Origin of the sequence: Lichenicola cladoniae (genome assembly GCF_013201075.1) — a bacterium.
GTDB lineage: Bacteria > Pseudomonadota > Alphaproteobacteria > Acetobacterales > Acetobacteraceae > Lichenicola > Lichenicola cladoniae.
This window is the reverse complement of the sequence record NZ_CP053708.1, coordinates 3,182,085-3,200,156: the sequence shown is the minus strand read 5'-3', so window position 1 is coordinate 3,200,156 and position 18,072 is coordinate 3,182,085. Positions and strand designations below refer to the sequence as shown.

Here is an 18,072-nt window from a genome sequence, read left to right as displayed (position 1 = left end):
ATGAACCGCATCGCCTCGCTGCTTCGTGTCTCGGCCCCGGCCTCGTGGCTGCTCGTCCTGGCATCCGCCGGATGCACGGTCGGCCCGGATTTCCACAAGCCGACGATTGCGTCGCCGACCGCCTGGGGCGGCGAGCCGGCGACCACGCGCAGCAACACCTATGGCGGCGCGGTCGATACCGGATGGTGGAACAGCTTCCACGATCCCGAGCTGGTCTCGCTGGTGGACCGGCTGGCCCGGCAGAATCTCGACCTCGCGGCAGCGGCCGAACGCGTGCAGCAGGGTCGCGCCGAACGCGAGGTCGCCGTGTCCCAGGGGCTGCCGCATGTCGATTACGAGCCGCAGTACATGCGCACGCACCAGAGTCCGAAGGGCTTCATCTCGCTGGTGACGCCGGCCCCCGGCGCGCCGCTCGAATACGACCTGTTCCAGAACACCATGTCTGCATCATGGGAGCTCGACCTGTTCGGCCGGGTCCGGCGCAGCGTCGAGGCGGCGCATGCCAACACCGAGGCGGCGATCGAGGCTCGTCACGAGATCGCGCTGATGGCGGTGTCCGATCTTGCCCAGAGCTACATGCAGCTGCGCGGCACCCAGGTGAACAGGGCGATCGCCGAGCATAATCTGCAGCTCGCCGACCGCAATCTGGTGCTGGTGCGCAGCCGGGTCGCCAACGGCGTCAGCACCAAGCTCGATCTTGCCAATGCGGAGGCGCAGCGGGCGACGATCGCATCCACGCTTCCGGCCTACGAGGCGTCGATCGCGGCGTCGATCAACGCGATCGGCCTGGCACTGGCCCTGCCGCCGCGGGCGCTCGAGCCGGAACTCCGCACCGCCTCGGTCCAGCCGACGGTGCCGCCGCGGGTCCCGGTCGGGCTGCCGGGCGACCTGGTGCGTCGCCGTCCCGACGTGCGCGAGGCAGAGGCACGGCTGCACCAGGCGACTGCGGAGACCGGGGTGGCGGTGGCCGACTTCTATCCGGACGTGACGCTGCTTGGCAGTTTCGGGCCGCAGGGCCTGCGTCTCGCCGATGCGTTCAGCCTGCCGGCCCGCGCCTTCAGCATCGGCCCCACGATCGATGTCCCGCTGTTCGAGGGTGGCCGGCTGCGCGGGACGCTCAGGCTGCGCAAGTCGCAGCAGCGCGAGGCGGCGATCAACTACCAGAAGATCGTGTTGCAGGCGTGGCAGGACGTCGACAACGCGCTCACCGCCTATGCGCAGGCGCAGCGCCAACGTGACGAGACCGCGCTGGCGGCCGGGCAGAACGAGATCGCGCTCGGCGCGGCGCGCGAGCAGTTCCAGCAGGGCTCTACCGATTTCCTCAATGTCCTGTCCGCGCAGAACGCCCTGCTGCAGAGCCAGAGCTCGCTCGCGCAAAGCGACACGCAGATCGAGACCGACCTCGTGGCGCTTTATCGCGCGCTCGGCGGCGGCTGGGAGCCGATCGCCGGCGCCTCGTAGACACGCTGCCTGCCCAGCAGCCGGCGCACCAGGCGCTGCGGAACCGCGAGGGTGACGAGCATCGAGGCGGCGGCCGGCGCGATGGTATCGAGCATGAACAGCGCGCGATGATCCATGAGCATCAGGCTGCCGCGCTCGATCAGGTGGGGCAGGACGGATGCGCGCAGCAGGAAGAGGTCGACCAGCGGGATAGTCGCGGCGGCCAGCAGCTTCGGCCAGTGCAGGTCGGGCGTGCGCGCCGCGACCGCGCCGATCAGCAGACCGGTCGGGATCAGCCCCTTCACGAGCCCGAACAGCCCGAGTCCGATCAGCGCCGGCACCAGCAGGACCGACAGCAGCAGCCAGTGGAACAGCTGCCAGGTGAAGACCGCCATCACCAGGAAGAAGGCGGCCGGCACGCAGGTGACGTAGACGACGGTGAAGCCCGCCGCCACCAGCAGGAGGCGGGCGGCGGGAACTGCGCTGGTCAGTTGGCAGGGTTCGGGGAGAACAGCGGGCCCTTGTCGGGCTTGTCCTTCCACTCGTCGGCATCGGCCGGCGCCACGCCCTTGCGGGTGATGTTGGGCCAGGTCTTTGCGTAGGTCGTGTTGGTCTCGGCCCAGGCGCCGGCGCGGTCGTCACTATCCGGGAAAATCGCCTCGGCCGGGCATTCCGGTTCGCACACGCCGCAATCGATGCATTCGTCTGGATTGATGACGAGCATGTTCTCGCCAGCATAGAAGCAATCGACCGGACATACCTCGACGCAGTCCATGTACTTGCAGCGGATGCAATTCTCGGTGACCACGTAGGTCATCGCCATCTCCGATCATGCGCCCGGCACCAAGCTGGCCGAACGCCCTTTGAAAAATCCGCAAGCTGAACGTGCCGCCCCGAAAGGGCAGGTCGGGCTGCGGCCGCGACATATGAAAGTCTTTCCCTGCAAGCGCAAGCGGGGCGCTCCGGTTGCCGCCGCCAGGCTATTCCGGAATGTCCTCGTAGAGCGTGCGTGCTTCCGGCGCCGGCCCCCGCCTGGTGGCGAGCGACACCACCCGGATCACCCGCACGCCGGTGCGGGCCATGGGCACGGGCAGTGGGAGCGTCAGCACGTCGCCGGGCCGCAACCTGGCATGCGCCTTGTCGGTCGGTTGCCGGTTGATCCGGATCAGCCCCGCCTCGATCAGCCGGACGCAATCCGACCGCGCCTTCAGGAAGCGGGCGCACCACAACCACATGTCGAGGCGCTGCCAGTCCCGCGAATCCTCGTTCTCAGGCATGCGACTCCTGCCTCAGCGGCCGAACTTCAGTCCTGCGAGGACGGCGAATGGACTATCCGGGTTGACCGGCGGCCTTGGCCGCGGTGCCGGCTCGGGTGGGCGGGGCGGCACCGGAGCGCGGGCCGGCGCGGACGGCCTGGGCCGTCGTACGACGGGTACGGGCGATGGCGTCTCGACGGCCACGTTCCCGGCGAGTGTCCCGGCATCCGGCCGGGCGGTTTCGGGGCGGGGCGGGCCGAACAGGACCGGCGGCCTGGCTTTGCGCGGCGGCCTCGACGCATGCGGCGCATGCGCGACACGCCGGACATGGTGCCCGTGCGCTGCCAGCATGGTCGGCGCCGGTGGCCCGAATGCGTCCTCCCCAAGCATGACCGGCGCCAGGATGCGCACGTCCAGCGTGGGCAGTATCTGCGGCAGCAGGTCGTGGCGCGTGGACAATCGCGATGCCATGTCCGCCGGCAGCGCGGTCGGCCGCCGGCGGGTCAGCCAGCCGAGTTCGCCTGCGACCTTCTCCGCGATGTCGAGCCGCAGCAAAATCGGCCCGCACTCGACCCAGCCGAGCTTGGCCAGGAACCCGGGCGGAGCCGTTGCCGCGCCGTCCCTCGCCAGCGAGATCCGGCCTTCCTGTGGCAGTACCGGAAGCGGAACCCCGGCACGCAGCGCGATCAGGATCGCCCGCAGCCGGGCCGGGCGCGGTTTCAGCAAGGCCGGCATGAACAGGGCGAACCGGCCAGCGCGCACGCCCAGCGGTTTCAGCCTGGCGCGCACCGCCGGCGGCATCGGCTCGCGCGCCTGCCCCGGGACCAGCCCACCCTGCTCGGTCAGCCGGTGCAGCACGCCGCGGAGCTCGGCATCGTCCGCGGCCCGGCGCTCCGCATCGAACAAAGGAGCGAGAACCTGGGCCAGCATCGCATCGAGACAGGCCTGCAGTCGCGCCCGCACCCGTTCGCGCTGGGCGCCATCGAGGAACTCGCTGTCCAGCACCTCGACCATCGGCCGAAGGAGAGCGGTGCCCGGACGCAGCCGTCCGACCGGTGCGGCATCCCAGCGGATCAGCCGCCCGTCCTCGCTGAGCGAGAACGAGGTATCGGGGGCGGTGGACAGCGCCTGGACCCTGCGGGGAATTTCCTCGCGCAATGCACGGCGCGCAGCACGCAGCACCAGACGTTTCTCGGGGCCCTCGGCCTGCGGATCGGGGATCAGCGAGAAGCCGGATACGTGCCCGACCGAATGGCCCTCGACCACCACCTCGCCCTGCGCGGTGACCGCGGACAGAAGGTCGGTGCCGCCGGAGCGCTCCGCTTCGTCGAGGCTGCGGATCAGCAGTGCGGCACGACGGTCGACGAAGCGCGCGGTCAGCTTCTCGTGCAGCGCGTCGGACAGCAGGTCCTCGATCTCGCGGGCTTTTGCCTGCCAGGCCGGTGCGTCCTCGAGCCAGTCCTTGCGGGCCGCGATATAGGCACAGACCCGCACGCCCGACAGGCGCTGCATCAGCGTGTCGATGTCGCCATCGGACCGGTTGAGGCCGTTCAGCAGCGACTCGAGCCACGCCACCGACAGGCGGCCGGTCTGCATCACGTCGGTAAACACGCGGGCGCAGAGCCGGGTGTGGCTGTCGTCGCCGAGCTTGCGGAAGTCGGGGATCTGGCAGGCGTCCCAGAGCAGCCTGGTAGCGGACCGGCCGACGGCGAGCCGGCGTATGTCCGGGTCGTAGCCGAGTGTCTGCAGGGTCTGGAGGTCGGATGCCTCGTTGCCGGACGCCAGGCCGCGGATCGGTGGGGGCACCTGCAGGCTGGCGAGCAGCGCGTCCGGGGCGGACAGGTCGATCTGGTCGTTGCGCCAGAATAGCTGCTCCAGCGGATCGAAGCGGTGCGCCTCGACCGCTGCCACGACGTCCTCCTGCATCGGCGGGCAGGTGCCGGTGGTGCCGAAGGTGCCGTCGCGCATGCCGCGCCCGGCGCGGCCGGCGATCTGGGCGACTTCGGCGGCGGTGAGCCGGCGGGGCCGGGCGCCATCGAACTTGGAGAGGCCGGCGAAGCCCACATGGTTCACGTCCATGTTCAGCCCCATGCCGATGGCGTCGGTGGCGACCAGGTAGTCGACTTCCTTGTCCTGGTAGAGTGCCACCTGTGCGTTGCGCGTGCGCGGCGAGAGCCGGCCCATGACCACGGCACAGCCGCCGCGCCGCCGGCGGATCAGTTCGGCGATCGCGTAGACTTCGGCGGCCGAGAAGGCCACCACGGCGGACCGCGGCGGCAGCTTGGTCAGCTTCACCGGACCGACATGCAGAAGCTGCGACAGGCGCGGCCGGGTCTCGATCTCGATCTGCGGCACCAGCCGGGACAGCAGCGGCCGGATGGTCTCGGCGCCGAGGAACATGGTCTCGACCAGCCCGCGCGCGTTCAGCAGGCGGTCGGTGAAGATGTGGCCGCGATCCGGATCGGCACACAGCTGGATCTCGTCGACCGCGACGAACTCCGGGCGGGTCACGACGTCGTTGCCCGACCAATCGCCCGGGCCGGCTCCCGGGCCGGCCCGGTCGCCGAGGAAGCTCAGCGGCATCGCCTCGACCGTGCAGGAGAACCAGCGCGCATCGGGCGGCATGATTTTCTCTTCGCCGGTGATCAGCCCGACCCGGGATACGCCCTTCTGCGCCACCATCCGGTCGTAGTTCTCGCGGGCAAGCAGCCGCAACGGGAACCCGATGATGCCCGAGCTGTGCGCCAGCAGGCGCTCCATCGCGAGATGGGTCTTGCCGGTGTTGGTCGGACCGAGCACCGCCTTGACCCGTGGTGCGAATGCGCCGTCGCGCCGCGGATCGCTGCGACCTGGCGTGTCGTTTGGGCCATGTGGCCGGAAGGGTGGGCCCGTCATGACCTGATGGTCGGTCGGGTGGCCGGTGTTTGCAAGGTGGCGCGGCCGGGACCAGGATTCCTGGGTTCCCCCCATTCCACTATCGAAAGTCCGAACGATGTTCGATCGTCCGCTTGACTGCCTGATCGCCGAGCATGAGTTGTCGCCCGACCGGGTGGTGCGCGAAGTATGCGCCGTGCGGCCGGCTCAGCTTGCGGTGCTCCTCGAGTCGCTGCCTCCTGCCGACGCGGCCTGGCTGCGGGCGCAGGGGTTCGCCGCGAAAAGCGGTGAACTCGTGAAGATGCCGGGCGAGGCGGGCGTCGCCAGTGCCATCCTCGGCCTGGGCGATGCGGGTGAGGGTCCGCAGGGGCCGTATGCCTTCGGCGGCCTGGCGATGGCGCTGGCGGGGCCATCCGAAGCCGGGGAAGCCGATGCGGCGACACCCGATCATGCTGCCGGGCGGCCGGTCTGGAGACTGGCATTGCCGGTGGACGTGGCGGTCAACGACGCCGTGCTGGGCTTCTGCCTGGGTGCCTATCGCTTCGACCGGTTGCGCGCCTCGAAGTCGGTGCCTGCGCTGTTGGCGGTTCCGGCCGGTGCCGAATCCGGGGCCGCGGTCGCAAGGGCCACGTGGCTGGCACGCGACCTGATCAACATGCCCGCCAACCTGCTCGGACCCTCCGAGCTGGCCGACACCGCGGTACACACGATGCGCGCGTTCGGTGCCGAGGCCCGAATCGTTACAGGCGAGGCCCTGGCGCGCGACTACCCGGCGATCGAGGCGGTCGGCGCGGGCTCGGCCCGTCCGCCACGCGTGGTGGTGGCCAACTGGCGCGGGTCGAAGGCGACCGACGGGGCGCCGCTGTTGTCGCTGGTGGGTAAGGGGGTCTGTTTTGACTCGGGCGGTTACGACATCAAGTCGTCCGCCGGCATGCTGCGGATGAAAAAGGACATGGGCGGCGCCGCTATCATGCTGGCGCTCGCCCGCCTGGTGATGGACCACGACCTGCCGGTGCGGCTGGCCCTGCGCCTCGGTTGCGTCGAGAACAGCATCTCCGGGAGCGCGATGCGGCCTTCCGATGTTCTCTCCACGCGACGGGGTCTTTCGGTCGAAGTCGGAAACACCGATGCCGAAGGTCGCCTTGTGTTGTCGGATCTGTTGGCGGAAGCGTCGGACGAGTCGCCTGACCTTCTGGTCGATGCAGCCACGCTCACCGGAGCCGCGCGGGTCGCGCTGGGGCCGGATCTTCCAGCGCTGTTCAGTAACGATGACAAGGTGGCCCAGGCGATCATCGATGCCGGACTCACGGCGCACGACCCGGTCTGGCGATTGCCGCTGTGGGACGGATACAACGAATGGTTGTCTAGCCCTGTGGCGGACCTGAATAATGTTTCATCCAGACCGATGGCTGGAGCGATTGTAGCGTCGTTATTCCTTCAACGTTTCGTGGCAAGATCGGTCCGCTGGGCTCATATCGATACATATGCCTGGAACGATCACGTCCGGCCGGGACGGCCGGAAGGCGGCGAGGCACTGGGACTCCGTGCGATATTCCAAGCTCTCTTGCCGATTCTTAATCTATAAACGAACTGAAACACTCCAGTAACGTAATTGGGACTGAACCAAGTCATTTCTAATGATTATAACCCGTACTTGATATTGCCTGTGGATATGCGCTGATGCGGTTCACACGATAGGCGGAAAATGCCGCCGGTCTCGCAGTTTCGAGAGAAGGCGGCCGGACGGAGTGGCGTTTTGCGGCTCCGACGAGATTTGAAAGGAACAACAGGATGGCTCAAGCATCAACGACCGACCACCTGGTTACAACACTTCGGGACACCATCGTATCGATGGTCCGGCGTGACGGTCCCGATCTTTCGGCACGTCAGCTTGGAGTTTTCCTGACCTGCTACCTTCAGGAAGGCGCCCACACGGTTCGCGGCCTTGCCGCCGACCTCAATGTATCGAAGCCGGCAATCACGCGCGCCCTCGACCGGCTTGGCGAACTCGACCTCGCGCGTCGTAAGGTGGATCCGATGGATCGTCGCTCCATCCTGGTGCAGCGTACTCTGAAGGGTGCTGCCTACCTTCGTGAACTGCGCTCGATCATGTCCGAGGCATCGACCGTGTCCCGCAAGTCGGGCCATGTCGAGGAGCGGACCAGCCGTCGCGCCGCCGGCTGAATCGGTTCGCCCAGCGATCGATTCTGCAACCGGAAGACTGCTCGAACGCTATGACGGCCCGACGGGTCCATGCCTCGCGGGTCCGTCATATGTTCGAGCAAGGATTATCATGATGCGAATGGCTTTTGCTTCCAGCCTGCTTCTTGCCGGTGCGATGTTCTCTGTACCCGCCATCGCGGCGCGCGATCCGGGCACGTCCGGCCATCCGGCCGGTTACGTCACCATCGTCGCCAAGGCGGCCGATGTCGGCATTGGCTTCACATGGGGCGATGGAACATTGAAATATCACGGCCATACCTACCATTTCGGCGTGAAGGGCGTCGACGTGGCAGCGGTCGGCTATTCGAAGGTCGTCGGCCATGGTCGCGTCTACAACCTGAACAGCCTGCATGATTTCGATGGCACCTATGCGGCCGCCAACGGCGAGGCGACCCTTGGAAGCGGTCTAGGCGGCCGGATCCTGAAGAATGGCAATGGCGTCGAGATCCGTATCGACGACGTCTCCAAGGGCGCGCGCCTGGCAGGTGCCGCGCAGGGTATCGAGCTCACCCTCCGCTAACGCGCCGGCCTACGACCAGCGACCAAGTCCGGCTCGTGCTGCACGGTGCCGGACGATTGCCGTCCATGCGATCTGTGGCAGGAGCACGAGCACGACCGCGTCCGGCGGAGACATGGGCAGCAGGGTCAGGCCAATCGTTCCGCCCCAGATCACGAACCCCCAATGCACCAGCGCCACCCGGGCCGGCGACAGGAAGCTGCGTGCCGCCACCTGATACAGGTGGCCGCGATGCGCCACCGTCAGCCGCTCGCGCGCAACGGCCCGGCGGCACAAGGTGAACGTCACGTCCCACAGGATCCCGGCGAGCATGAGCGGAACGAACAGGCCCGGAGCGATCCATGACGAGGGCAGGCCGTCGGCGGCGAGCAGCAGCGCGAACACCCCGAGCAGCAACCCGCAGACCTGGCTGCCGACGTCGCCGAGGAAGATCCGGGCCCTGGGGTAGTTGAACGGCAGGAAGCCGGCGAGCCCGGCAGCGGTCATCGATGCAAGGGCCACCAGCAAAGGGTCGGCCAGCATCCAGCCTAGGCAGGCTGCGAACAGGCCGGCGAGCAGTGCACTTCCCGCGGCCAGCCCGTTGAGCCCGTCGATGAAGTTGACTGCGTTGGTGACCAGCATGAGCCAGCAGAAGGCAGCCGGCAGTGCCAGCGACAGCACCCACGCGGGCGGCCAGACCGGCATCGTCGCCAGCACCGCGGCGATCGCCAGAACGGCCGAGCCCAGCTGCGCACCGAACTTGGCGCGGACGCCGAACTGGCGGAGGTCGTCTACCCAGGACACGACTGCCAGCAGCAGGGTCGCGGCGAGCATCAGTCCGGTCGCGACCACCGGACGGCCCGGGCCCGGCAGCACCGCCACGCCCACCGGCACGCCGAGCAGGATGGCGACCACCATGCCGACGCCGCCGCCCTTCGGGACCGGCCGGTCGTGCGCACTGCGCCGGCCCGGAACATCCAGCACCCCCAGCCCGATCATCCGGCGGACCACCAGTGCCGACACCGCCATCGCCGCGCAGCCCAGTGCCAGCATCAGGAACGGCATCATCGAGGCCGCCGCGTCGGCCATGTCCTGTCGTGCCATGACGATCCTCCGGCAGCCTGCGTCGCCAATCCGGTCGCACCCTTCTAGCGCGCCGGACGCTGGGCTATACGGTCGCGCAGATGCCCTCGCAACGTCCCCCGCGACGCAGACACCTGCGTCCGTTCAACCGGATCCTGGTCAACGTGGCGCTGGATGGCGCGCTGGCCGCGTTGGCCGCGCCGATTGCACGCTGGCTGGCCGACCCGCAGGGCGGGCTGATCCATCCGCTGTGGTTCCTGGCCGGCGGCGCCATCACCCTGCTGATCGGCGGCATTCCGTTCCGTCTGCCGCAACAATACTGGCGCTTCTCCGGTGTCGCCGACCTGCTCGGGATTGCCGGTGGCTCGGTCATGAGCGCGCTGCTGTTCGCCGGGCTGCTGCTCTCCACCGGCTTCCGGCTGCCCAGCATCACCTTCCCGATCATCCACGCGCTGACCCTGCTGGTGCTGCTGGGCGGCCTGCGCATCGTGTATCGGCTGTCGCAGGGCCGGTTCAGCAACAGCGGCACGACCACGACGCAGAACGTCCTGCTGGTCGGCGCGGACGAAGCCGCCGACCTGTTCCTGCGCGCGGTCCGGCGCGCCCGCGGCACGCCACTGCGGATCACCGGGCTGCTGGCGCGCGGCAGCCACCAGCCGGGACGGCGCATACAGGGCGTGCCAATTCTCGGCACGCTGGGCGATGTCGGCCCGGTGCTCGACCGGCTGGACCGGCAGGGCCAGCGCCCGGACGGGCTGGTGGTGACCGATCCCGAACTGCGCGGCACCGACCTCGCCGCAATCATACGCGAAGCCGACCGGCACTCGATCCCGGTGGGACGGGTGCCCGATCCGACCGCGTTGTCGCCGGCATCGCGGGTGGAACTTCGTCCCGTGGCGATCGAGGATCTGCTGAACCGGCCGCAGGTGGCGCTCGATATCCAGGCAATGGATCTGCTGGTACGTGGGCGCCGCGTGCTAGTGACCGGCGCCGGCGGCACCATCGGTTCGGAGCTGGTGCGCCAGGTGGCGGCGCTGATGCCGGAATCTCTGGTGCTGGTCGATCATGGCGAGTTCGCGCTGTGGCAGGTTGATCTCGAGCTGGCCGAGCTGGCGCCGATGGTCGCGCGCCGGAGCATCGTCGCCGATGTTCGCGATGCGGCCCGCCTGGCGCGCCTGTTCGCGGACGTGCGGCCAGAAATCGTGTTCCATGCCGCGGCGCTCAAGCATGTGCCGATCGTCGAGGCCAACCCGTCCGAGGGAATGCTTACCAACATCGTGGGCACGCGTCAGGTGGCGGATGCCGCCGCCGCAGCCGGCGCTTCGGAAATGGTGCTGATCTCGACCGACAAGGCGGTCAACCCGAGCAGCCTGATGGGCGCCTCGAAGCGCGCCGCCGAGATGTATTGCCAGTCGCTGGACATCGCCGCCCGGCGCTCGGGATCCGGCATGCGCTGCGTCACGGTGCGATTCGGCAACGTACTGGGCAGCACCGGCTCGGTGGTGCCGCTGTTCCGCCGCCAGCTCGAGCGGGGCGGGCCGCTCACCGTCACCCATCCGGATATGCAACGGTATTTCATGACGGTGACCGAGGCGGTCGGGCTGGTGCTGCAGGCCAGCGCGGTCGGCGCGGCGCAGACGCCGGTTCAGCCGGGCGGCCGTGCGGGCGTCCAGCCGGGTGCGAAGACCGAGGCGCTGCTCCAGAGTGGCGGCATCTTCGTGCTCGACATGGGCGAGCCGGTGAAGATCGTCGACCTGGCACGCCAGATGATCAGGCTCGCCGGCCTGCGTCCGGACGAGGACGTGCAGATCCGGTTCACCGGCCTGCGTCCGGGGGAGAAGCTGTTCGAGGAACTGTTCCATGGCCGCGAGGCGCCGGTCCCGACCGGTTATCCCGGCCTGCTGATGGCGACGCCGCGCACGGCCGATCCGGTGGCGGTCGGCGATGCCGTCGATGCGATCGGCGACCTCTGCCGGAGGGGACGGCCGGACGAGGCGATCCTGCTGCTGAAGCGCCTGGTCCCCGAATTCGACCACAATGCAACCGGAACGATGCAGCCCGCCGAACCCGAGAGGACCGTGTCATGACCATCGATGCAGCGCGTGCAGGAGAGTCGAGGCAGGTCGCCTTCCTCGACCTGAAGGCGCAGCAGGCCAGGATGGCGACGGCACTCCGGGCCCGGATCGACACCGTGCTGGCGCACTGCCAGTTCGTGCTCGGGCCGGAAGTGCAGGAGCTCGAAACGCGTCTGGCCGCATTCTGCGGCGCGGCCCATTGCGTCGCGGTCAGCTCGGGTACGGACGCCCTGCAGATCGCGATGATGGCGGAAGGCATCGGTCCCGGCGACGCGGTGTTCCTGCCCGCATTCACCTACACGGCGACGGCGGAGGTGCCGCTGGTGCTCGGCGCGACCCCGGTGTTCGTCGATGTCGACCCGCACACGTTCCAGATCGATCCGGTGCATCTCGAGGCACGGATCGCGGCGGTACGGCAGGCGGGCAGGCTGCGGCCGGCGGCCATCATCGGCGTCGACCTGTTCGGCCAGCCGGCGCCCTGGCCGGAACTCCGGCGGATTGCCGGGGATGCCGGGATGTTCCTGCTGGACGATTGCGCGCAGAGCTTCGGCGGCACCCTCGGCAACACGCGCCTCGGCCGCGAGGCCGATGCAACGGCGATCAGCTTCTTTCCGTCCAAGCCGCTGGGCGCCTATGGCGACGGCGGCGCCTTGCTGACCGACGATGCCGACCGGGCAAAGCTCTATCGCAGCCTGCGGTCGCATGGCGAAGGCGAGACACGTTACGAGGTATTACGCACCGGCATGAATGGCCGGCTCGATACGCTGCAGGCGGCGATTCTGCTGGCCAAGCTCGACCTGTTCCAGGCGGAACTCGACCGCCGGGAGCAGATCGCACAGGCCTACGATGCCGGCCTGTCGGCGCATGCGGTCGTGCCGGCACGCGTGCCGGAGAGCATCAGTGCCTGGGCGGTCTACGCGGTGCTGCTGCCGGATGGGATATCCCGTGACCGCATGCAGGCGAACCTGCGCAGCCGGGGCGTCCCGACCGCGATCTATTACCCGCGGCCGCTGCATCTCCAGCCGGCCTACCGCCCGCACCACGATGGCACCGCGCTGCCGGTGTCGGAGGATCTGGCAGGCCGCATCCTGGCACTGCCGATCCATCCGGAACTCGACGATGCGGACGTGGCGCACGTCATCAGCTCATTCGAATTGGCAATACGCACCGGAGACTGAAGTGCCGCGGTGCGGGTTGCGATATCGCCGGCAGGTTGATGGCGTCCTGCCGGCCACTACATAACGAGCGCTGGGCAGGGTGGGATCATCAGCGGCAACTCATGCCGGTGCCGTCCGGGGCGACGCCCGGGAAACGGTGTCACGCTTTCCAGCATTGTTGTGATACCGATATTTAATGTCTTCGACGGTGCTGGCGCCGCGGGCAGAGCGTCCCGCGCATCGAAAACGATCAGATCAGTTTGGTGCGATGCCGTGTCGTCGCCAGTGGTCCAGAGGATTAGGCGACATGGTGAGATTTCTTCGGACCGGGACGCTCGGCGCCGTCCTGACCCTTGCGACACTCGCGGGTCGGGAAGGGGCTTTGGCGCAGCAACCGAGCCAGCCTGCTCCCCCGGCAGCCGCGTCGACAGACGGCACCGGCGCGAACTCGCAGGAGAACCTCACCGTGCTCGGGCGGCGCCGCAAGTTCGAGACTGCGCCGATGCCTGGCCCGGAAATGCCGCCGCCGCCGGACAAGCCTGCCACCCATCTCGGTCGCTACAAGATCTCCGGCGACCAGGAGAAGCATGATGGCTACGATGCGCAGACCGGCGCGAATATCGGTCAGTTCGGCACCGCGTATACGGGCGCCAGTCCGGTCTCGCAGGGTCTCGCATCGCGTTTCCAGCACTGACCGAAGCTTCCTGGCGGCTCCGGGGGCGAACCTGCCGCATGAGCGAACATGGTTATCCGGTCGAACGCTTCCGTCCGACCGGATGTCGCTCTAGCCCTCGCGCGCCAGGAAGCTGGTGACGAAATCCCGCAGCCGCCCGACGTCGAGCAGCGTCTGCGGCGTGACACCGGCGCGGTGGACGTTGCTCCGATCGAAGCTGCGGGTCTGGCCGAGATAGGGCATGTAGTAGCGCAGCCGCTGCATCAGGAACTCGGCCATCTTGCTCGCCGGGCCCCCATCCTCGGACAGGCGACCGACCGTGAAGCCGGCCAGTGGCGAGAGGGTGCGCAGGACTTCGACCAGCGGCAGCGGGATGTCGCTGGTCAGATGAAACGCGTGGCCCTGGCTGGTGGCTCCGGCTTCCAGCAGCTCGATCATCTCGGCGACCACCACGTCTACGGGAATGAGGTCGAGCGTCGCATCGTGCGGCATCGGCAGGAGGATGGTTTCGCCCTGTGCGCGCCCGGATCGGCCGAGCGCCTGCATGGTCTCCGCGACCTTGTAAAATCCGGAAAGCGCCGAGAGCCGGTGGGTGACCGAATGCCCGATGATGATGCTCGGGCGGAAGATCCGGAACGGCAGATCCGACTCGGCGCACATGGTGCGCACGACGGCCTCCGCCTCCCACTTGCTCTCCTCGTAGGCGTTGGTGAACCCGGACGGCTGACCGATCTCGTCCTCGAGGATGGTCCCGACCCGGTCGCCGGCGATGTAGGCGGTGCTGACGTAGTTGAATTCGGTCGCACCGAGCGCACGGGCGGCGTCCAGCATGATCCGCGTGCCGTCGACATTGGTCTGCCGCACGGCCTCGCGGTCGTTCGCCCGGAACGACAGGTTGGCGGCGCAATGCAGGATGCGGATCGGAGCGCCGACCCGCCACGCCTCGACACGGCCCACCCAGTCGAGACTGGTCAGGTCGCCGCGTATGGCGGTCGCACGCGCCAGCAGCGCGTCCAGCCCGGTGGTCACGCCGCCATCGTCCGCTGCACGCACCAGGGCAGCCTGCAGTTTCATGGCTGCCGCATCGTCGTCCGGCGCGCGGATGAGGCACGCGACGTGCGCTTCCGTGTGGCGTTGAAGCCAGCCGACGATGAACTGCGATCCCAGGAAGCCGCTGCCTCCGGTCACCAGAAGGTCCATGGTTTCGGTCTTGAAGTCCGGGGCCGAAGGCATGCCGGCCTTGCGACCTTCCTTCTTGTCGATGTCGTGTCCTCGCTGCATAGCGTCCCTGCTCGTGGCACCGGCTTTGCCTTGCATCGGCCTGTCGCGATACATGCAGGCCTTGCTATAAGGGAAGCCGGCGCTAGATGGGAAATCACGGAGGGTAGGACTCTTCGTTCGACCTCTCCGGCGATCATCCGTTATTCTCGTATCACCACGTTTAAGGGCCAAGACAATCTTCAAGGGAAACAAGTTCGGCGAGCGCCAATCCACGTCCGCCGACGCGAAACGTGCCGTTCTCGCCAAGTTCCAGCAGCGTCCGTCCGCCGATGATCCCGACGTCCAGGCTCGAGCGGTTGAACGCAAGGCGATCGCGGACGCACGGGACGCGCGACTGGCCGAGCGCCGGGTCGAGCGCGAGGCCGAAACCGCTCGTCAGGCCGCCGAGCGCGAAGCCGCCCTCGCCGCCGAGGCGGTCCGTCGCAAGGAAGAGGAAGCGCAGGCTGTAGAGGCCACGCGCACCGAGGCGTTGCGCAAGCTCGAGCAGAAAGCTGCGCGGGATGCCAAGTATGCTGCCCGCAAGGCGCGTCGCTGACGTCAGGCGCCTATTCCGGCGACGCTGCGGCCGTTCCGGTCGCAGTCGTCACCGGTAGCACGAGCGGTATCGGACGCTGGATCGCCCTCGGTCTGGCCTCAGCGGGCTACCGGCTGATCCTGATTGCCCGCGACGCAGCGCGGTTGCGGACCACCCGGGAGTGGATCGCAGCTCGGGTGCCCGAGGCCGCGATAGTGGGGATCGTCGCCGACCTGTCGCTGCTGGGCGAGACCCGGCGGGCCGCCGCTGAGATCGTCGTCCAGGCGCCGTCGCTGGATCTGCTGGTCAACAATGCCGGCATCCTGTCGCGTCGGCGGACCGAGACCGGCGAGGGTCACGAATTGACGCTGGCGGTCAATCACCTGGCGCCGTTCGTTCTGACGCAGGCACTTCTCCCCGCTCTGCATCATGCGCAGGCCGGGCGGATCGTGATGACCGGCTCGTCCACCTCGGACCGGGCAGGGATCGATCCCGACGATCTGGAACTGCGCCGGGGCTGGCGCATGACGCGGGCGTACGCGCGCTCCAAGCTCGCGTCGCTGATGACCAGCTTTGAGCTTGCCGGCCAACTTTCGGGTTCCGGCACGACCATCAACGTGGTGCATCCGGGAATGGTCGCCACCGACCTGGTGCGCAGCGGCGGCGTGGACCAGTTCGTCTGGAGAAGGGTGATCGCACCGTTCTCGCTGACGGCCGAGGCGGGTGCCGACACGCCGCTCTACGCCTGCCTGTCTCCCGAGCTCGCCGGGGTCAGCGGCCGCTATCTGAAGCGGCGGGCTCCGGCAGTGCCGAACCGGCGGGCGACCGATGGGCGTCTGCGCAGCCGGGTGCTCGCGGCGACCGAACGACTGGTCGAGACGCCCTGAGCTTCGGCGCCGGCATCATCGCCGATCGCAACGCCCGCCAGGCCGACAGCAGCTTGAGATGTGTGCTCCAACTGCGGGCCTGACTGCCGAACCCACCGTCCATCACGCATCGGCTGCAGGCCGGTGCGAACAGCGAGGGCATGCGCGCCGATCCCGGGTCGTCCCGCGGCAGTTCCGACGCGAAGTCGCTTTTCGACACCAGGAAGCCGGCGAGCCGCAGCGAGACCCGGACGATCAGCGAGTAGGCAATCACCACGCCGGTCAGCAGCATCTCGCCGCCGCCGCCGGTCGCGCAGAAATAGACACCCTGGGCGGCGACACGGGTGCCATAGACCGGCGGTACCGGACGCGACGGGAAGCCCATGTGCGAGATCGCGTGGTCGAAGAACGGCGTGTTGATCGCGGGCGGAAACAGCGTGCCGAGCCGGACATGGCTGCCGGCGAGACGCAGCTCGAGCCTCAGCGACTGGCTGAATGCCCGGACCGCAGCCTTGGCGCCGGAATACGAGGTCATCAGCGGCACGCCGTGGAACACCACGGCCGAGCACACATTGACGATAGTGCCTTCGTCGCGCGGACGCATGTGCGAGAGGGCGACCCGGGTGCCGTTGACCGTCCCGAGATAGGTGACCTCGGTGACGCGGCGGAACTCATCCGCGGGCACGTCGGCGAAATGGCCATAGACGCCATTGCCAGCCGCGTTCACCCATACCGAGATCGGGCCGAGCGTCGCCGCGATCCGTCGTGCCGCGGCGGCCAGGGCCTCTTCGTCCGATACGTCGGCTGCCGCCCAGGCAACCGTGGCACCGGGTGTCCAGGCCTCGATCAAACTAGATGCGCTGGCCAGCCTCTCCTTGTTCCGGGAGATCAGGCCGACCCGCCAGCCTTTGGAGGCGAACAGTGCAGCGCTGCCGAGGCCGATTCCGGATGATCCGCCGGTAATGACCACGACGCGGGGCTGGACCGGCTCAACCATAGGATGCGTGTTGGACGGCGTCGGTCAGCATGACGCATTAGGACCGGAACCTCGGCGCCTGTAAATTGTCCGGGGCGCCTGGAAAGATGCCTGTCCGAACACGATCCGAAGAGCCGCCCCCGGGCATCGCCGGGCGAACGACGCCGTCAGCCTGCAGGGCCGCGGAAATGGCTGGGAGCGCTGCCGATGACCCGCTTGAATGCGCGGCTGAAGGACGCGTCGGACTCGTAGCCGAGCCGCTGCGCTACCTCCGAGATGCGGGCGCGGTCGCGCACGATCCACTGCCGTGCCTGGTGCATCCTGACCTGGGCCACGTAGTTCGCCGGGGTCTCGCCGACCAGGGTCGCGAACTTGGCTGCGAAGCTGGACCGCGATCCGCCCATCAGCCTGGCGAGCTCGGCCACCGGCCAGTCTCGGTCTGGATTGGCATGGATGGCGGCCAGCACCCGGCCGATCTCGGGGTTCCGCACCGCTGCGACCCAACCGGCCGCATTGCTGCAATCGTGCTCCACCCAGGAGCGGATGATATGGGCGGCCAGGACGTCGGCCAGGCGCGCGACGATGCCGCATGCACCGACCCGGTTCATCGCCACCTCGTGCCCCATCGCCTCGAGCAGATGCGGGATGGTCGGCTCGCGCCTCAGTCTCTCGTTGGTGCGCATCACGTCCGGCATCATGCGCAACAGCGGATGCAGGCTGTCGAGATTGAAGCGCATGGTGCCGTGGAACAGCAGGCAGCCCTCGCCCTCACCGTCGGACTGCAGGTCGAAGACGTTGTCGCAGATCGGGCTGCACTGCCAACGAGGGAACGGGCCCGCCACGGCATCCGGCTCGCTTGCCAGCGAATGGGCACTCCCGCGCGGCAGCAGCACGGCATCGCCTGCACTCAATTCGACCCACTCGCCTCCGGGGGTCAGCAGCCAGCAGCCGCTCTCGGCGACGAAGTGGAACCGGGCGTCAGGCCCGGCCGGGAACGAGAACGCCCACGGTGCCGAGAGCCGGCAACGACCGTACTCGACGCCGTCGAGCCGCAGCCCCTGCAGCAGCCCGGTCAGCGGATCGGTGGCAAGATGCGGGCAAGGTTTGGACGAATGATCATGCATTGCGGCTATTCTAGCATGGAAGCTCCAGCCGACC

17 protein-coding genes are annotated in these 18,072 nt (G+C 68.3%); 9 read left to right on the top strand and 8 right to left on the bottom strand.

The features are described 5' to 3' along the window. The gene (locus tag HN018_RS14530) at nt 1-1,461 is read left to right on the top strand and encodes an efflux transporter outer membrane subunit (RefSeq protein WP_171833377.1); all 1,461 of its coding nucleotides are present in this window, start codon (nt 1-3) and stop codon (nt 1,459-1,461) included. Here the strand turns inward: HN018_RS14530 and HN018_RS14525 are convergent. The 4 genes from HN018_RS14525 to HN018_RS14510 all read right to left on the bottom strand — a co-directional run bounded on the left by HN018_RS14525 (nt 1,413) and on the right by HN018_RS14510 (nt 5,591). Beyond that, on the bottom strand, nt 1,413-1,895 hold the full coding sequence (locus HN018_RS14525; protein ID WP_171833378.1) for a hypothetical protein: 483 nt from the start codon (nt 1,893-1,895) through the stop codon (nt 1,413-1,415). The genes HN018_RS14530 and HN018_RS14525 overlap by 49 nt on opposite strands. A gap of 32 nt (nt 1,896-1,927) precedes the next feature. Continuing rightward, complete coding sequence (gene fdxA, locus HN018_RS14520; RefSeq protein WP_171833379.1) at nt 1,928-2,257, bottom strand: ferredoxin FdxA; 330 nt, start codon at nt 2,255-2,257, stop codon at nt 1,928-1,930. Between the two features lie 163 nt (nt 2,258-2,420). Then, nucleotides 2,421-2,717 (bottom strand): RNA-binding S4 domain-containing protein, encoded by a 297-nt coding sequence (locus tag HN018_RS14515; protein ID WP_171833380.1) that lies wholly within the window; start codon nt 2,715-2,717, stop codon nt 2,421-2,423. Between the two features lie 12 nt (nt 2,718-2,729). Continuing rightward, on the bottom strand, nt 2,730-5,591 hold the full coding sequence (locus tag HN018_RS14510) for a helicase-related protein (RefSeq protein WP_171833381.1): 2,862 nt from the start codon (nt 5,589-5,591) through the stop codon (nt 2,730-2,732). A gap of 97 nt (nt 5,592-5,688) precedes the next feature. On the opposite strand from HN018_RS14510, the gene HN018_RS14505 reads away from it, so the two are divergent. The 3 genes from HN018_RS14505 to HN018_RS14495 all read left to right on the top strand — a co-directional run bounded on the left by HN018_RS14505 (nt 5,689) and on the right by HN018_RS14495 (nt 8,313). Further along, nucleotides 5,689-7,155: a leucyl aminopeptidase family protein gene (locus HN018_RS14505; protein ID WP_171833382.1), complete on the top strand. Its 1,467-nt coding sequence runs from the start codon at nt 5,689-5,691 to the stop codon at nt 7,153-7,155. A 206-nt stretch (nt 7,156-7,361) separates the two neighbouring features. Next, nucleotides 7,362-7,754, top strand: a complete 393-nt coding sequence (locus HN018_RS14500) for a MarR family transcriptional regulator (RefSeq protein WP_171833383.1) — start codon at nt 7,362-7,364, stop codon at nt 7,752-7,754. A gap of 109 nt (nt 7,755-7,863) precedes the next feature. Further along, entirely contained in the window at nt 7,864-8,313 is a 450-nt protein-coding gene (locus HN018_RS14495) for a hypothetical protein (RefSeq protein ID WP_408886720.1), read from the top strand. Between the two features lie 9 nt (nt 8,314-8,322). Here the strand turns inward: HN018_RS14495 and HN018_RS14490 are convergent, their stop codons facing one another. Beyond that, complete coding sequence (locus HN018_RS14490; RefSeq protein WP_239478683.1) at nt 8,323-9,393, bottom strand: glycosyltransferase family 4 protein; 1,071 nt, start codon at nt 9,391-9,393, stop codon at nt 8,323-8,325. An 80-nt stretch (nt 9,394-9,473) separates the two neighbouring features. On the opposite strand from HN018_RS14490, the gene HN018_RS14485 reads away from it, so the two are divergent. From HN018_RS14485 to HN018_RS14475, 3 genes are all read left to right on the top strand, one after another. After that, nucleotides 9,474-11,459, top strand: coding sequence for a polysaccharide biosynthesis protein (locus HN018_RS14485; RefSeq protein WP_171833384.1), 1,986 nt, complete (start codon nt 9,474-9,476; stop codon nt 11,457-11,459). Continuing rightward, a complete protein-coding gene (locus HN018_RS14480; RefSeq protein WP_171833385.1) occupies nt 11,456-12,625 on the top strand; it encodes a DegT/DnrJ/EryC1/StrS family aminotransferase in 1,170 nt (389 codons plus the stop codon). Before HN018_RS14485 ends, HN018_RS14480 begins: the two co-directional genes overlap by 4 nt. Before the next feature lie 286 nt (nt 12,626-12,911). Continuing rightward, entirely contained in the window at nt 12,912-13,298 is a 387-nt protein-coding gene (locus HN018_RS14475; RefSeq protein ID WP_171833386.1) for a hypothetical protein, read from the top strand. 90 nt (nt 13,299-13,388) lie between these two features. Here the strand turns inward: HN018_RS14475 and HN018_RS14470 are convergent, their stop codons facing one another. Continuing rightward, complete coding sequence (locus tag HN018_RS14470; protein ID WP_171833387.1) at nt 13,389-14,558, bottom strand: SDR family oxidoreductase; 1,170 nt, start codon at nt 14,556-14,558, stop codon at nt 13,389-13,391. 142 nt (nt 14,559-14,700) lie between these two features. Here HN018_RS14470 and HN018_RS28685 point away from each other — a divergent pair, with 142 nt between their 5' ends. Together HN018_RS28685 and HN018_RS14465 are read left to right on the top strand one after the other, a co-directional pair. Next, nucleotides 14,701-15,093 carry a DUF6481 family protein gene (locus tag HN018_RS28685; protein WP_338034024.1) on the top strand — a complete coding sequence of 131 codons (393 nt, stop codon included), beginning with the start codon at nt 14,701-14,703 and terminating at the stop codon, nt 15,091-15,093. Then, nucleotides 15,090-15,959 carry an SDR family NAD(P)-dependent oxidoreductase gene (locus tag HN018_RS14465; protein ID WP_171833569.1) on the top strand — a complete coding sequence of 290 codons (870 nt, stop codon included), beginning with the start codon at nt 15,090-15,092 and terminating at the stop codon, nt 15,957-15,959. The genes HN018_RS28685 and HN018_RS14465 overlap by 4 nt, the downstream gene beginning before the upstream one ends. Here the strand turns inward: HN018_RS14465 and HN018_RS14460 are convergent. Both HN018_RS14460 and HN018_RS14455 read right to left on the bottom strand, forming a co-directional pair. Continuing rightward, nucleotides 15,844-16,935 (bottom strand): SDR family oxidoreductase, encoded by a 1,092-nt coding sequence (locus HN018_RS14460; protein WP_171833388.1) that lies wholly within the window; start codon nt 16,933-16,935, stop codon nt 15,844-15,846. The genes HN018_RS14465 and HN018_RS14460 overlap by 116 nt on opposite strands. 146 nt (nt 16,936-17,081) lie before the next feature. Further along, nucleotides 17,082-18,038, bottom strand: a complete 957-nt coding sequence (locus HN018_RS14455) for an AraC family transcriptional regulator (RefSeq protein WP_171833389.1) — start codon at nt 18,036-18,038, stop codon at nt 17,082-17,084. Between the last annotated feature and the right edge of the window lie 34 nt (nt 18,039-18,072).